Consider the following 14,080-nt stretch of genomic DNA (forward strand, 5'->3'; position numbering starts at 1 on the left):
CACCACCTCGACCCTCTTCACCCGCTTCACCCGCTCACCGTGATGCTGGAGCTGCCGCTGCTCTGGTAGCCCTCCGTGGCGAGGATCATGTAGTAGTTGAAGCTGCCGAGCCGCATTCCGGCGCGGGCCCACGCGTCGAAGTGGTTGCCGGTGGTGATGGTCCCGCCGGTCCGCTTCTGCTGCCGGACGCTCCAGTACTGGTTGAAGGTCTTGGTGCCTTCGACGGAGGGGGCGTTGTACCGGGTGGTCTGGTAGATGTCGTACGTGCCGCCGTCGCTGGTGACGGTGCCCTTGTACGTTCCCGTGGGCCGGTAGGTGCCCCAGTTGTCGACGATGTAGTACTCGACGAGCGGGTTCGAGGTCCAGCCGTAGAGCGTCAGGTAGCCGTTGCCGGACGGGTAGAAACTGCCCGAGTAGCGCACGGTCCTGCGGCCGCCGTTGCTCCAGCCCTTGCCGCCGACCCAGTTGCCGCAGTTGGTCCAGTTGCTGCGGTAGCTGCCGCCGGAGGACAGGGTCATGGAGACCGATCCGCCGCCGTCGGTCCAGAACGAGTAGAAGTACCCGTTGTGCGTCCCGGTCTGGTTGGTGGTGATGACCGTGTCCGCGTGGGCGGTGGCGGGCAGCAGCAGGCCGGACGCGGTGGCGGCCACGGTCAGGGCGCCGGCCCGGCCGATGAAGCCCCTGCGGCTCATCGAGCGGTCGAGGGCGTTGTCCATGCTTCCTCCTGGTGAGGCTCGTGCGCAGGCCGGGCCACGTCCGCATGTCCCGCGCGGCTCGGCGGGATCGGGTGGGGACGGCGTGGCCAGGGCTGCGTGAGGGAAGGACCGCGCGCTGTGGGCGCGGTGGAACCGGTGGGGGGAAGGGCTCGATCGCTGGAGAGTATGGGCCCGTCTCGGAACGGCGGTCAATGCATTCGTTTCCGAAAGTCCACCGAAAGTTCGGAGGTGATCATCCAGGCCGACGCTCGAAACAATTCGACGTCACGAGGGGGAGTTCAGAGGGTTGAGGGCAGCCAGGAGTGCCGTAACGGTTGACGAGTGAACCCTAGGTGACTACTTTGCGCGCAACACTCGCCACCCAGATCGAAACTTTCGAAGCCAGAGGCGACGGTGCGCCGTCCCTGTCGAGGTCCGACGGAGACGGCGCACGGCGCCACGCCTCACTGATCGGAGTAGCGGATGTCCCCGATGGTCCAGGCGCTGACGTCTTCCAGGGCGACGCGGTACATGCCGCCCGTGTCCGGGATGCCGACGCTCCCCTGGAGAATCCGGGCGAGGTGGAAGTGGAGGTGCGTGGGGCGGCCGGAGCGCGGCGGCGCGGCGTCACTGTCGCTGTCGGGGCGCACGGCGAACAGGCGGGCGAAGTGGTGCAGATCCGCCGAGTCCCTCAGCACCTCTGCCACGCGCTGCTTCCACAGGGCCTCGGGCGCCAGTCGTCCTGTGATGACGGCTCCGGGGACCACCACGGTCAGGGACATCCGACTGCTGTGCTGCGACTCGACCTCCTCGGCGATGCCGAGAAGCAGATCGTCAGGATGCGACATGCCTCAAGAGCCTAGCTCAGGGGGGCGTGCGCTCCGCACACCGGGTGGGGCACGGGCGGACGTGTCGCCCCGCTCACCCCTCGGTCTCTCTCAAGCCCTCCTGCTCGTAAGGGAGTTGCGGGGAGACGGACGACCGCCTATCCGTCCCGTCGGCCGGTCGTGGTGACGCGGGTGACCGCCTCCAGGGTGAGGGCGCGGTCGTGGGGTGCCGGGGACAGGGCGCGGTGCAGGGTCAGGCCCTCGATGAGGGCGTCGAGTTGGCGGGCCGTGTCCGGGTCGAAGTGCTTCTCCAGGTGGGTCCGGCTGCGCGCCATCCACTCCTGGGTGAGTTCCCGGTAGGCCGGCCTGCGCGCGGCGAGGGTGTACAGCTCCTGGGTGAGGACGAGGTCGCGTCGGCTTCCCTCGGACAGCGTGTGGATGAGGTCGGCCACCGCCGCTCTGGCCTGGTCGCGGTCGGCCGGCGGGGCGAGGTGCGCGTCGAACAGGGCCACGATGTGGTCGGTGAAGTGCCGGAACGCCTCGCGGAGCAGGTCGTCGATGCCGCTGAAGTGGTAGGTCATCGAGCCCAGGGGCACACCGGCACGTGCGGCGATCTTGCGGTGGGAGACTCCGGCGACGCCGTCGTCGGCGATGAGGTCGAGGGTGGCGGCGATGATCCGCGCGCGGCGCTGCGGGTCGGTGTGTCCGGTGGCCATGGCGGCGCCCTCACAGGTCCCGGACCGGGCGGGCGGGGTTGCCGAGGGCGAGGACGTTCGCGGGCACGTCCTTCGTGACCACGGCGCCGGCGCCGATGACCGCGTTGTCGCCGATGGTCACGCCGGGGCACACGATCACTCCCCCGCCGAGCCAGACGTTGTCGCCGATGGTGATCGGCCGGGCGGCCTCCAGCTTGTCCCGGCGCGGCTGCGGTTCCAGGGGGTGGGTGGGGGTGAGCAGCTGGACGTTCGGGCCGATCTGGCAGTCCTCGCCGATGGTGATCGTCGCGACGTCCAGCGCGGTGAGGTGGTAGTTGACGAAGGTGCGCGCGCCGATCGTGATGTTGCTGCCGTAGTCGACGTAGAGCGGCGGCCGTACGTGCGCCTCCTCGCCCAGGGAGCCGAGCAGTTCGGCGAGGAGCGGGCGGGCGGCGTCGGCGTCCTCGGCGTAGGCGGCCTGGTAGCGGGCGGCCAGGCGCGCCGCGTGCTGCTGGCGGCGGGCGATCTCGGGATCGTCGGCGATGTAGAGGTCCCCGGCGAGCATGCGCTCCAGGTTCGTGCGCGGGTCGCCCGCGAAGTAGTCCGTCGGCATGAGTACGATCGTACACTCCAGAATGTACGATCGTACGCTCCGTCTCGCTCCTCGCCGCCTCGGGAGTCAGGTCGACCGCCGCACTCGATCGGTACGCGCCAATAGGGCCACCGCCGCGCGCCCAGCCGCCGGGACCGGCCTCACACCGAGGGCCGGCCGTCGCACCGGCCGCACCGTGCGCGTATGCACCCCACGACCGGCCATCACACTTCGCCCACACCTCCCCCACAGGAGGCACACTTTCGGTCGACGTCGGTCCGGGGCGTCGGTGAGGGGCAGACGGTGGGTGTGCCGCGCGCCTAGCCTCCCGGGCCATGCGATCACCCTTGATGAGACGCCTCGGTCTCACCGCCGCCCTCGCCCTCTTCCTCGCCGTGTTCGGCATGGCGCCGTCGGCGAGCGCGGCCGACCCGGGCCCCGCCGAGCTGAAGTTCACCACCGACGCCGCGACCACCACGCCCGGCGGCACGGTGAACCTGACGATGACGCTGACGAACAACAAGACGTACGACATCTGGTTCGTCCACCAGACGATCGACCCGACCTGGCTGACCACCCAGCGCCCCGACCTGAAGTACTCCTTCACCGGCTGCGCCCTCGCCACGGCCTCCGGCAGCACCCCCTGTTCCGGCACCGGCCCCGCCGACCTCGGCGCCAACTACGGCGCCCCCATCCCGCCCGGCCAGACCCGGACGGTGACGCTGACGCTGCAGATCGCCCCCGACTCCGGCTGCAACGGCAACATCGGCTTCTACTCGTACTTCTACGCCGAGTTCAGCGACGGCACGAGCACCAGCGGCGGACCGGTCTACACGCCCGAGACGCGCGTGCTGTGCTCCTGACGGCTCCGGCGCCCCGGTGGCCGGTGACCTGAAACCGGTCCACGGCCACCCGGCGGACGGCGCACGCCGGCCACCGCCTCGCCGGCGGGCCCCAGCGGCCCGCCGGTGCCCCGCGTTCCCGCTCCCACCTGGACGGCAGCCCGCGAACGGCGGCCCGGCGGCGGCCACGGTGCGCCGCCGGACCGGCGGCCCGCACCGGACGGCCGCCGTCCGGGCACCTGCGTTTTTCCGTCAGGTTTCGCAGCGGGAGCACAAAAGCTCCACACACGCCTCACTATTTGACGCGACGGATGCGTCGACGACCGGTCTCTGAGGGGGAAGCCGGCGTCACGCGAGGGGGTGGGTCCGCTCCGCGGAGCCGTGCTCACCCCTGCCCTGGGAGGGGACAGCACCGCATGAAGCGGACCTTACGCACCACCCTGCTCACGACGGGCGCGCTCATCGCCGCGCTCGGCGTACCGGCCACGCCGGCGCACGCCGACGCCCCGGAGCCGCGGATCGATCTGCGGGTGCTCGTGGTGAGTGACGGCGGCCCGGCCACGGACGCCATCGCGGCCGAACTGGACGCCGCCGGCACGCCGTACACCGAGATCGACCTCACGCGCTCCGACCGCCCCGTGATCGACGCCGGCTACCTCGCGGACACGGTGGACGGCCGGGAACGGGCCCGGTTCCAGGCCGTCGTCCTGCCCAACGACAACCCGTTCCCGGCGAACTCCCCGGAGATGACCGCCCTCGCGGCCTACGAGAAGGCGTACGACATCCCGCAGGTCGATGCCTACACGTACGCCCGCCCCGAGGCCGGGCTCCAGTATCCGATCCACGGCGGCTACTCCGGGAGCGTCGACGGGGTGCGCGCCCGGGTGACCGACGCCGGCCGTTCGGGACCGTTCGGCTATCTCGACGGGCCGGTGCCGTTCGAGGACAACTCCCCCACCGTGGGCGAGAGTTACGCGTATCTGTCGACCCCCGCGGCAGGCGCCGACTTCACACCGTACGTCGAGGCGGCGATCCCGGGCACGGCCAAGCGGGGCTCACTGGTGGGCGAGTACCGGCACGACGGGCGCCGCGAACTCGTCGTCACCTTCGTCTACAACCGCCACCAGCAGCAGTTCCGGCTGCTGGCCCGCGGCATCGTCGAGTGGATGACCGGCGGGGTGCGGCTCGGCGCCTCCCGCAACTACTTCGCCGTACACGTCGATGACGTCTTCGCCGCGGACGACCGCTGGAACTCCACCCTCGACTGCACGCCCGGAGACGTGGACTGCACGGACCCGAACGCCACCCCCGACCCGATCCGCATGACCCCGCGGGATGTCGACCACGCCGTCGCCTGGCAGCGCGAGCGGGACTTCACCCTCGACTTCGCCTACAACGGCGCCGGCAGCGCCGACCACCGGCAGGACAACGACGGCGCCGACCCGCTGGCCGACCGGCTGATCGCCGAACGGGACGAGTTCCGCTGGATCAACCACACCTACACACACGCCTTCCTCGGCTGCGAGCAGGACACCACCGTGGTGCCGTGGCGGTGCGCCACGAACGCGGACGGCACCACCAAGTGGGTCAGCCGGGAGGACGTCTCCGACGAGATCGCCGCCAACCGGGCGTGGGGGCGGCGCGCCGGACTCCCCCAGGACGACAGCGAGTTGGTCACGGGTGAGCACTCCGGGCTGCGGGTGCTGCCCCAGCAGACCGCCGACAACCCCAACCTGGCGCTCGCCCTGGCCGACAACGGCGTCACCTGGCTGGCGTCCGACAACTCCCGCGAGCCCGACCAGCGGCGGGTCGGGCCCGCCACGTCGGTGCCCCGCTACCCGGTGAACGTCTTCTACAACGCGGGACGGGCAGCCGACCAGGTCGACGAGTACAACTGGATCTACACCGCCCGGGCGCAGGGCGGCAGCGGCATCTGCGAGGACAACCCGGCCACCACCACCTGCCTGCCCGCCCCGCTCGACCCGGCCACCGGCTACCAGGAGCACATCGTGCCCGTGGAGCGGCAGATCGCGCTCGGTCACGTCCTCGCCAACGACCCCAAGCCGCACTTCATCCACCAGTCGAACCTGGCCGAGGACCGTATCGCCTATCCGGTCCTGGACGGTGTGCTCGACGGCTATGCCGCGCTGTTCGCCGAGAACACCCCGGTGGTCAATCTGCGGATGAAGGACATCGGGAGAGAGCTTCAGCGGCGCGCCGCGTGGCGGGACGCCGTGCGGGACGGCCGGGTGACCGCCTACCGCGTCGGCGACACCGTGACCGTCGAGAGCCCGGACGGCGTGGCCGTTCCGGCGACGATGCCCGACGGCACCACGCGGGCCGGCGCCGCCTTCGGCGAGGCGTACGCGGGCGAACGGTCCGGGTGGACGGCGTCCGCGGGAGCGCCGCTGACGCTCACCCTGCCGGCGTCCGCCGCGCCGGCCGCGGCCGGCGGCACGACCGCCGACGCGGACGGCTCCGCACCGGCACCGGACACCCGCGTCCCCGAGGGCGTGGCCGAGCCGGTCACCCCCCGCGCCGGGGGCTGACCGGCGTACGGCAGCGAGGTCCCGGCCGCCCCGTCGCGGCCGGGACCGGCACCACCACCCCACACCCCGGCCGTGGAGCACATCGATGCACGTTGACCACGGCGCGCGACGCTCCGGCGCTCCGCGCGTCACCCTGCTCACCGAAGGCACCTATCCGCACAGCCACGGCGGTGTGAGCGTCTGGTGCGACCAGCTCGTCACCGGCATGCCCGACGTCGACTTCGACGTCATCGCCGTCACCGGCACCGGGCGGGAGCCGGTCGTGTGGGACCTGCCAGGCCATGTCGCCGGGGTGCGGTCGGTGCCGATGTGGGGTCCCGCTCCGCCGGGCCGGGCGCCGCGCGGCCGGGCCCGCAGGCGGCTCGAAGCCGCCTACGAGCGGTTCCTGGCCGCGCTGGTCGACGCCTCGGCCGAGGACGGCTTCGCGCCCGCCCTGCACACGCTGGGGCGGGCGGCGGCGGACGGACAGCTCAGCCCCTTCCTGCGGGGCGACACCGCGATCGCCGTCCTGACCGCCGTATGGACGCGTCCCGGGCTCCCCGTACGCGAGGCGCGGCCGACGCTGCACGACGCGGTCACCGCGACCGCCCTGCTGGAACACGCCCTGCGCCCGCTGGCCGCGCCGCCGCCCGAGACGGGGGTGGCGCACGCCGTCAGCGGAGGCGTCGCCGTGCTGCCGGGGCTGGCCGCGCTGGAGCGGCACGGGGTTCCGCTGCTGCTGACCGAGCATGGCGTCTACCTGCGCGAGCGGTATCTCGGCTACCGGAAGGCGCCGTACCGCTGGCCGGTCAAGGCGGTACTGCTGGGGTTCTTCCGGCTGCTCGCGGAGGAGACCTACCGCCGGGCGGCTCTGATCACCCCCGGCAACCGCTACAACCGGCTGTGGGAGGAGCAGGGCGGCGCCGATCCGGCGTCGATCCGCACGGTCTACAACGGCGTCGACCCCGCCGCCTTCCCGCCGGCCGGACCCGAGCCGGACCACCTCACCCTCAGCTGGGCCGGACGGGTCGACCCCATCAAGGACCTGGAGACCCTGATCCGCGCCTTCGCCCTGGTCCGGGAGCGGCTGCCCGACGTGCGCCTGCGGCTGTTCGGCGGGACCCCGCGCGGCGGGGAGGGCTACCGGGAGCGGTGCGAGGCCCTGGCCGCCGAGCTGGGACAGGCCGGTGCCGTGACATTCGAGGGGCGCGTCGACGACATCCGGGACGCCTACGCCGCGGGGAACGTGGTGATGCTGTCGAGCATCAGCGAGGGCTTCCCGTTCACGCTGATCGAGGCCATGTCGTGCGGGCGGGCCACGGTCTCCACCGATGTGGGCGGGGTGCGGGAGGCCGTCGGCGACACCGGACTCGTGGTGCCGCCGCGCGATCCGGCCGCGATGGCCGCCGCCGCGCTGGAGCTGCTGGACGATCCCGCCCGGCGCCGGGCGATGGGCGAGGCGGCCCGGCTGCGGGTGATCGAGCAGTTCACCCTCCGCCAGACCATCGACACCTTCCGCGCCATCTACCACGAACTGTCCACGGTCGGCGAGGCGTTGCCCGCCGACGACGTCCTGTCCGCCTCGGCGGTCACCGACACGGAGAGAAGCCTCACCGGATGAGCGGGCCGATATCCCTGGAACCCGGCGGCGCCGAGCAGGACACGCTCGCGCTGCGGCTGGCCCGGCCGCGACCGCCACACCAGCCGCAGCCCCCGCACCCACACCCACACCCACACCCGCACCCGCACCCGCCGAGCACGGGCCGGGCCGGCCCGCCGCGTCGCCGTCCGCGCTGGGCGCTGGACGACACGACGCTCGCGATCCGGCTGCCGCGCACCGGGCCCGACGAGGAGGCGGTCAGCGCGCTCGCCGCCGAACTCGCCGACCGGATCGGCCCGGCCGTCCACCCGTACGAGGTGGCCGCGCTGCTGGAGGCGGAGGGCCTGTCCGCCTCCGTGATCAGGGAGCGGTACGGCCATCCGAACCTGTTCTCGCTTGCGTCCGCGCTGTACGCGCGGGTGCCCCGGACCTTCCCGGAGCCGCCCGCCGCGGCCGACCCGTGGCGGCCCGACACGGTGCGCTGTCTGCTGCGCGGGCTGCTGTTCGCACTTCCGTCGCTGGCGTATCTGCTGACCGCCCCGTTGTGGCGCGTCGACCGGCACGCCCCCGTCCTGGTCGTGGCCGGTGTCGTGTCCTGGGCGTGGGGGCAGGCGCTGGGCCACCGCGCGCATCTCCGGCTGGTGGCGGGACGCCGGGAGGCTTCCCGCTCTCTGCTGACCGGGTCGCCGGCGGGCGCGGCGGTGGCCACCGGCCTGGCCGTACCGGTCGCCTGGGGTGGTCCGGCCGGCCCGGTCACCGGGGTCGCCGTCGCCGCGGTCGCCGCGCAGTCGCTGTATCTGGCGGCGGCGGGCGTGTTGCTGGTGCTGGGGCGGGAGCGGCTGCTGCTGGCCGCGCTCGGTCCGCTGATCGCCGGTGCGGCGGTACTGCCGTGGTGGGAGCCCGGCCCGGCGGTGCGGGTGGGCCTGCCGCTGCTGGCACTGCTGGTCACGCTCGCGGTGACCGCGCGGGTGCTGCGGGCGGGCCTCGCCGTCCCGGCCGCTCCCGACGGGCCTCCGCCGAGGCTGCGGGCGTCCCTGCCCTACGGTCTGTTCGGTCTGGCGGCGGCGGTGCTCGTGCTGCTGGAGGGCCGGCGGCATCCGTACGCGGTGATCGCGCTGACGCTGAGCATGGGCCCGGCGGAGTGGCTGCTGTACCGCTACCGCGGCTGGTCGGTCGCCGCGCTGCGGGCCAGCGTGACGCCCCGGGGGTTCCTGCTGCGCTCGGTGGGTGTGCTGGGTCTGTGCCTGTCCTCCTATCTCCTGCTGGTGCTGCCGGCGGGCCTGCTCACCGGGGCGGGTCCGGTCACGCTGCCGCTGCTCGCGGCGACGCTGTGGACCGCGCTGCTCCTCCAGGCGTTCGGGGTGGCCTGGCCGCCGGCCGTGCTCTGCCTGGCCGCCGCCGGCGCGGCCGGGGCGGTCACCTGGCTGGGCCTGCCCCCGGGTCCCGCCGCGCTGCCCCTCGCCTGCGGCACGGCCGCGGTGTGTCTCGCGGCGTGCGCGATCCGTGTGCTGGGCCGACCGTCCCCGCACGCCTGACCGCCGGGCCGCCCGCCGCCCGGCGAACCGGCCCGGCCCGCACTCCCCCGGCCCCTGCCTCGCCCCACCGCCGCCCGACCCGCCTCACCACCACTCCACTCCAGCCCCACCACCGCGCCACCCTCCCCACCCGACGAAAGGACCCCGAGAGTTGACCCCCGCACCGCTCGCCGCCGTCACCGGAGCCGAGGGCTTCATCGGCTCGCATCTCACCGAGGCGCTCGTGGCCTCGGGCCACCGTGTCCGGGCCATGGCCCAGTACAACTCGTTCTCCTCCTACGGCTGGCTGGAGACCCTGCCCGCCGACGTCCTCGACCACGTGGAGATCGTCCTCGGCGACGTCCGCGACCCCGGCTCGGTCCGCGGGCTGCTGGACGGCGCCGACTGCGCCTACCACCTCGCCGCGCTCATCGCGATCCCGTACTCCTACCAGGCGCCGCACAGTTACGTGGACACCAATGTCACCGGGACGCTGAACGTGCTGGAGGCGGTGCGCGCGCTGGGCACGCCGCGCCTGGTGCACACCTCGACCAGCGAGACGTACGGCACCGCGCAGACGGTCCCCATCACCGAGGACCACCCGATCAACACGCAGTCCCCGTACGCCGCCTCGAAGGCCGGGGGCGACCGGCTGGCCGACAGCTACCACGCCAGTTTCGGCACGCCCGTGGTGACCCTGCGCCCGTTCAACACCTTCGGGCCGCGCCAGTCGATGCGCGCGGTGATCCCCACCGTCGTCGGCCAGGTGGCGGCCGGGCAGCGCACCCTCACGCTCGGCGACCTGCGGCCGACCCGGGACTTCACCTTCGTCGAGGACACCGCGCGGGCGTTCCTCGCGGTGGGCACCGCGCCGGCGGAGCGGGTCGTGGGCCGCACCTTCAACGCCGGGACGGGCGGGGAGATCTCGGTCGGGGACCTGGTCGCGCTGATCGGCAAGGTCATGGACGCGCCGCTCGACGTCCGCGAGGACCCCGAGCGGCTGCGGCCGGCCGCCTCGGAGGTGATGCGGCTCGTCGCGGACGCGTCCCGGCTGACGGCGGCGACCGGCTGGCGGCCCCGCCACACGCTGGAGGAAGGGCTCGCCCGGACCGTGGAGTGGTTCACCGACCCGGCCAACCTGGCCCGCTACAAGACCGGCATCTACAACATCTGACCGACCGGCACGTACCGCAGGAGGTATGCCATGCACGCAGTGATCCTGGCCGGAGGAAAGGGTGTCCGGCTGCGGCCCTACACCACCGCGCTGCCCAAGCCGCTCGTCCCCATCGGTGACCAGCACGCCATCCTCGACATCGTGCTGCGCCAGCTGTCCACGGCCGGCTTCACCCGCTGCACCATCGCGATAGGCCACCTCGGCCACATCATCCGCGCCTACGTCGGCGACGGCGCGCAGTGGGGCATGGGCATCGACTACGCCACCGAGGAGAGCCCGCTGGGCACGATGGGCCCGCTGCTCACTCTCCGGGAGCGGCTGCCGGAGCACTTCCTGGTGATGAACGGCGATGTGCTCACCGACCTCGACTACGCCGACGTGCTGCGCCGGCACGAGGCATCGGGCGCGCCCCTGACGATCGCCACGTACGCCCGCAAGGTGCACATCGACTTCGGGGTGCTGACGACGGACGCGAGCCGGGTCGTCGCCTTCACCGAGAAGCCCAGCATCGACTACCGGGTGTCCATGGGGGTCTACGGCGTCTCACGCGCCGCCCTCGACGGCTACACCCCGGGCCTGCCGCTCGGCTTCGACGAGCTGGTGCTGGACCTGCTCGCCGCCGAACGGCCGCCGCACGCCTACGAGTTCGACGGCTACTGGCTGGACATCGGCCGCCCCGACGACTACGACCGGGCCAACGCGGAGTTCACCAGCCGCAAGTCGCTGCTGCTCAAGGGAGCCTGAACCACCGATGCGCATCCTCGTTCTCGGCGCCACCGGCTATCTCGGCGGGCCCGTCGCGCGGCGGCTGCGGGCCCTGCCGGGCGCGCGGGTCGTGGTCGGCGGCCGCTCCCCCGGCGCCGACGTCCCCGTCGACCTCGCGGCCGACCGTCCGCGCGACCTGGCGAGCACGCTGGCCGCGGTCGCGCCCGACGCCGTCGTCAACTGCGCGGGCGCGACCGGCGGCGACGCCGTCACCCTCGCGGAGGTCAACGCCCGTGGGCCGGCCGTGCTGTGCGCGGCGCTGCGGGAGGCGGCTCCCGCGGCCCGGCTGGTCCACCTGGGCTCGGCCGCCGAGTACGGGCCCGGGACGCCGGGCCGGCCGGTGACCGAGGCGGCGGCGACCAGTCCGGCCGGCCCCTACGGTGCGACGAAGCTGGCGGGCACGGTGGCGGTGACCGCGTCGGGCCTGGACGCGGTGGTGCTGAGGGTGGGCAACCCGGTGGGTCCGGGCGCGCCGTCGACCGGGCTGCCCGGCCGGGTCACCGCTCTGCTGGCGCGGGCCGGGCGTGATCCGGACACGACGGTGCGGCTGGGTGACCTGTCGGCGCACCGTGACTTCGTGGACGTACGCGACGTGGCGCGGGCGGCGGAACTGGCGGCGACCGCGTCGGGGCCGCTGCCGCCGGTCCTCAACATCGGCGGCGGCGAGGCGGTGGCGGTGCGGGAACTGGTGCGAAGGCTGGCCGGGGTGGCCGGTTTCCGCGGTCGGATCGTGGAGGCGGGCGGCGGCGGATCCGCGCGGTCCGCCCGCGTGTCCTGGCAGTGCTCGGACATCACCGCCGCGCGGGACGCCCTCGGCTGGCGGCCGGCGCACTCCCTCGACGACTCCGTGGCGGCGCTGTGGGCGGCCATGGGCGCGCCGCCGCGCGGTCCCGAAGAGGTGCCGGCGCGGTGAGCCTGCTGATTCCGCTCTACGTCCATCCGGCGGAGGACCCCGCCGCGTGGCAGCGCCTGGTCGCCCGCGCGGCGCACACGTACGCCGTCGTGCTCAATCCGGCCAACGGCCCGGGAGACGCCCCGGATCCGGCGTTCGTCGCCGCGGCCGGTGCACTGCGCGCGGCGGGGGCCCGGCTGCTCGGCTACGTGGACACCGACTACGGCGCGCGCGACCCGGCGCGGATCACCGCCGACCTGCGCCGCCACCGGGAGTGGTACGGCGCGGACGGCTGCTTCCTGGACCAGGTGACCGCGGCGCCGCACGGGTTGCCGGCCTGCCGCCGTCTGGTGCGGTCCCTGCGCCGGCTCGGTGCGTCGACCGTCGTCCTCAACCCGGGCGTCCACCCGGCGCCCGGCTACGCGCGGCTCGCCGATCTGACGGTCACCTTCGAGGGGCCGTGGTCCGTGTACGTGTCGGCGTTCAGCCGCCCGGAGTGGGCCGCGCGCCTCCCGCCCGACCGGCTGTGCCACCTGGTCTACGGGGTGCCCCCGCCGCTGGTGCCGCTGGCCGTGCGCACCGCGCGCGAGCGGGGCGCGGGGGTGTGCGGGCCGGTGACGGGCGAACCGCCCAATCCCTGGTCCGGGTTGACCCCCGCCCTGACCGAGGCGGAGGGGTGAGCGGAGCGGTGGGCAGACGGTCGAGCGGACGGCTGCGGCGGCGCCCGGCGCCCCTCCTGGTCGCCCTCGTCCTCGCCTTGGCCCTCACGGGCTGCGCGGACGGCGGCGGTCGCCGCGCGGAGGGCGGGGTGTGGCAGCCGCGTCCCGGGCTGGCCTGGCAGTGGCAGCTGGACGGCAGGGTCGACCCGTCCGTCGACGTGCCCGTCTACGACATCGACGGATTCGAGAACACGGCCGCCGACGTCGCCCGGCTGCACCGCGACGGCCGCAAGGTGATCTGCTACGTCAACGTCGGCGCCTGGGAGGACTTCCGCCCGGACCGACACGCCTTCCCCCGCTCGGTGCTGGGCCGCCCCAACGGCTGGCGCGGCGAGCGGTGGCTGGACATCCGCCGGGTGTCGGTCCTCCGCCCGCTCATGGAGCGCCGGTTCGACATGTGCCGGGACAAGGGCTTCGACGCGGTGGAGCCCGATCTGGTCGAGGGGTACGGCAACGACACGGGCTTCCCGCTCACGGGGCGTGACCAGCTGCGATACAACCGCATGATCGCGGACATCGCGCACGAGCGGGGTCTGGCGGTGGGCCTGAAGAACGACCTCCCCCAGATCCCGCAGCTGCTGGACGACTTCGACTTCGCGGTCAACGAGGAGTGCGCGCAGTACGGGGAGTGCGCGCTGCTGGAGCCGTTCGTCGCGGCGGGCAAGGCGGTCTTCCACGTGGAGTACGCCGAGCCGACGGCCCGCTTCTGCCCGGTGGCCCGGGAACTGCGCCTGTCGTCGATGCTGAAGAGGCCGGAGCTGGACCGCTGGCGCAAGCCGTGCTGAGCGGCCGTACTTCTTTCGTTTTCCGGACCGCGGCGGGGTCAGGAGTTCGTTTCGTGTACTTCTGCCGCCGCACGCCCAGGGCACAAGGACGGTGACCGGCAGGCTCTTCCAGGGAACGGGGCTTCATGCTCGAACAGGACGATTCCGTGCGCAGGATCATCGCTCTTCACGAGGAGGTCGAGCAGCTCAGGCACGCCGTCGTCTCCCATGCCGTCATCGACCAGGCGATCGGTGTCGTGATCGCGGTGGGCGGTCTGTCGCCCGAGACGGCCTGGAACGTCCTCAAAGAGGTCTCCCAGCACACGAACATCAAGCTGCGGGAGGTGGCGGACCACATCGTGCAGTGGCCGCGCTGTGAGTGGCTGCCGCCGGAGATCCGCCGGGCGCTGAACGCCGCGCTGGACCGCGCGACGCGTTCCCCCGGCCCCGCGCCGAGCTGACCTCGCCGCACG

Annotated in this window: 14 protein-coding genes; 10 read left to right on the forward strand and 4 right to left on the reverse strand. The window is 73.4% G+C overall.

Features of this window, described 5'->3' with window-relative positions:
- Positions 1–26: 26 nt before the first annotated feature.
- From ACIG0D_RS22875 to ACIG0D_RS22890, 4 genes are all read right to left on the reverse strand, one after another.
- Positions 27–716 (reverse strand): glycoside hydrolase family 11 protein, encoded by a 690-nt coding sequence (locus tag ACIG0D_RS22875; protein ID WP_399803775.1) that lies wholly within the window; start codon positions 714–716, stop codon positions 27–29.
- Between the two features lie 443 nt (positions 717–1,159).
- A complete protein-coding gene (locus ACIG0D_RS22880; protein ID WP_399803778.1) occupies positions 1,160–1,543 on the reverse strand; it encodes a hypothetical protein in 384 nt (127 codons plus the stop codon).
- A gap of 137 nt (positions 1,544–1,680) precedes the next feature.
- Entirely contained in the window at positions 1,681–2,238 is a 558-nt protein-coding gene (locus tag ACIG0D_RS22885; RefSeq protein ID WP_399803781.1) for a TetR/AcrR family transcriptional regulator, read from the reverse strand.
- 10 nt (positions 2,239–2,248) lie between these two features.
- Positions 2,249–2,830: a sugar O-acetyltransferase gene (locus ACIG0D_RS22890; RefSeq protein ID WP_399803783.1), complete on the reverse strand. Its 582-nt coding sequence runs from the start codon at positions 2,828–2,830 to the stop codon at positions 2,249–2,251.
- Between the two features lie 329 nt (positions 2,831–3,159).
- Between ACIG0D_RS22890 and ACIG0D_RS22895 the strand changes: the two genes are divergently transcribed.
- The 10 genes from ACIG0D_RS22895 (at position 3,160) to ACIG0D_RS22940 (ending at position 14,068) form a co-directional block, all read left to right on the forward strand.
- A complete protein-coding gene (locus ACIG0D_RS22895; protein WP_399803786.1) occupies positions 3,160–3,672 on the forward strand; it encodes a hypothetical protein in 513 nt (170 codons plus the stop codon).
- Between the two features lie 395 nt (positions 3,673–4,067).
- Positions 4,068–6,200, forward strand: coding sequence for a hypothetical protein (locus ACIG0D_RS22900; RefSeq protein WP_399803789.1), 2,133 nt, complete (start codon positions 4,068–4,070; stop codon positions 6,198–6,200).
- 85 nt (positions 6,201–6,285) lie between these two features.
- Complete coding sequence (gene pelF / locus ACIG0D_RS22905) at positions 6,286–7,800, forward strand: GT4 family glycosyltransferase PelF (RefSeq protein ID WP_399803791.1); 1,515 nt, start codon at positions 6,286–6,288, stop codon at positions 7,798–7,800.
- Complete coding sequence (locus tag ACIG0D_RS22910) at positions 7,797–9,314, forward strand: hypothetical protein (RefSeq protein ID WP_399803794.1); 1,518 nt, start codon at positions 7,797–7,799, stop codon at positions 9,312–9,314. Before pelF ends, ACIG0D_RS22910 begins: the two co-directional genes overlap by 4 nt.
- A gap of 151 nt (positions 9,315–9,465) precedes the next feature.
- A complete protein-coding gene (locus ACIG0D_RS22915; protein WP_399803796.1) occupies positions 9,466–10,467 on the forward strand; it encodes a GDP-mannose 4,6-dehydratase in 1,002 nt (333 codons plus the stop codon).
- Between the two features lie 30 nt (positions 10,468–10,497).
- The gene (locus tag ACIG0D_RS22920; protein WP_399803799.1) at positions 10,498–11,211 is read left to right on the forward strand and encodes an NDP-sugar synthase; all 714 of its coding nucleotides are present in this window, start codon (positions 10,498–10,500) and stop codon (positions 11,209–11,211) included.
- 7 nt (positions 11,212–11,218) lie between these two features.
- A complete protein-coding gene (locus ACIG0D_RS22925; RefSeq protein ID WP_399803802.1) occupies positions 11,219–12,145 on the forward strand; it encodes an NAD-dependent epimerase/dehydratase family protein in 927 nt (308 codons plus the stop codon).
- Positions 12,142–12,804, forward strand: coding sequence for a spherulation-specific family 4 protein (locus tag ACIG0D_RS22930; protein ID WP_399803805.1), 663 nt, complete (start codon positions 12,142–12,144; stop codon positions 12,802–12,804). Before ACIG0D_RS22925 ends, ACIG0D_RS22930 begins: the two co-directional genes overlap by 4 nt.
- An 8-nt stretch (positions 12,805–12,812) precedes the next feature.
- Positions 12,813–13,628, forward strand: a complete 816-nt coding sequence (locus tag ACIG0D_RS22935) for an endo alpha-1,4 polygalactosaminidase (RefSeq protein WP_399803808.1) — start codon at positions 12,813–12,815, stop codon at positions 13,626–13,628.
- Positions 13,629–13,753: 125 nt separating this feature from the next.
- The gene (locus ACIG0D_RS22940) at positions 13,754–14,068 is read left to right on the forward strand and encodes an ANTAR domain-containing protein (protein ID WP_399803810.1); all 315 of its coding nucleotides are present in this window, start codon (positions 13,754–13,756) and stop codon (positions 14,066–14,068) included.
- Positions 14,069–14,080: the final 12 nt, after the last annotated feature.

It is taken from the genome of Streptomyces sp. NPDC052773 (assembly GCF_044547145.1).
Taxonomy (GTDB): domain Bacteria; phylum Actinomycetota; class Actinomycetes; order Streptomycetales; family Streptomycetaceae; genus Streptomyces.

Excerpts from the sequence above, each read along its gene's own strand:
- ACIG0D_RS22895 (WP_399803786.1), top strand. The coding sequence starts at position 3,160 with ATGAGACGCCTCGGTCTCACCGCCGCCCTCGCCCTCTTCCTCGCCGTG.
- ACIG0D_RS22880 (WP_399803778.1), bottom strand. The coding sequence starts at position 1,543 with ATGTCGCATCCTGACGATCTGCTTCTCGGCATCGCCGAGGAGGTCGAG.
- pelF (WP_399803791.1), top strand. The coding sequence starts at position 6,286 with ATGCACGTTGACCACGGCGCGCGACGCTCCGGCGCTCCGCGCGTCACC.
- ACIG0D_RS22910 (WP_399803794.1), top strand. The coding sequence starts at position 7,797 with ATGAGCGGGCCGATATCCCTGGAACCCGGCGGCGCCGAGCAGGACACG.
- ACIG0D_RS22940 (WP_399803810.1), top strand. The coding sequence starts at position 13,754 with ATGCTCGAACAGGACGATTCCGTGCGCAGGATCATCGCTCTTCACGAG.
- ACIG0D_RS22925 (WP_399803802.1), top strand. The coding sequence starts at position 11,219 with ATGCGCATCCTCGTTCTCGGCGCCACCGGCTATCTCGGCGGGCCCGTC.
- ACIG0D_RS22885 (WP_399803781.1), bottom strand. The coding sequence starts at position 2,238 with ATGGCCACCGGACACACCGACCCGCAGCGCCGCGCGCGGATCATCGCC.
- ACIG0D_RS22920 (WP_399803799.1), top strand. The coding sequence starts at position 10,498 with ATGCACGCAGTGATCCTGGCCGGAGGAAAGGGTGTCCGGCTGCGGCCC.
- ACIG0D_RS22890 (WP_399803783.1), bottom strand. The coding sequence starts at position 2,830 with ATGCCGACGGACTACTTCGCGGGCGACCCGCGCACGAACCTGGAGCGC.
- ACIG0D_RS22900 (WP_399803789.1), top strand. The coding sequence starts at position 4,068 with ATGAAGCGGACCTTACGCACCACCCTGCTCACGACGGGCGCGCTCATC.
- ACIG0D_RS22875 (WP_399803775.1), bottom strand. The coding sequence starts at position 716 with ATGGACAACGCCCTCGACCGCTCGATGAGCCGCAGGGGCTTCATCGGC.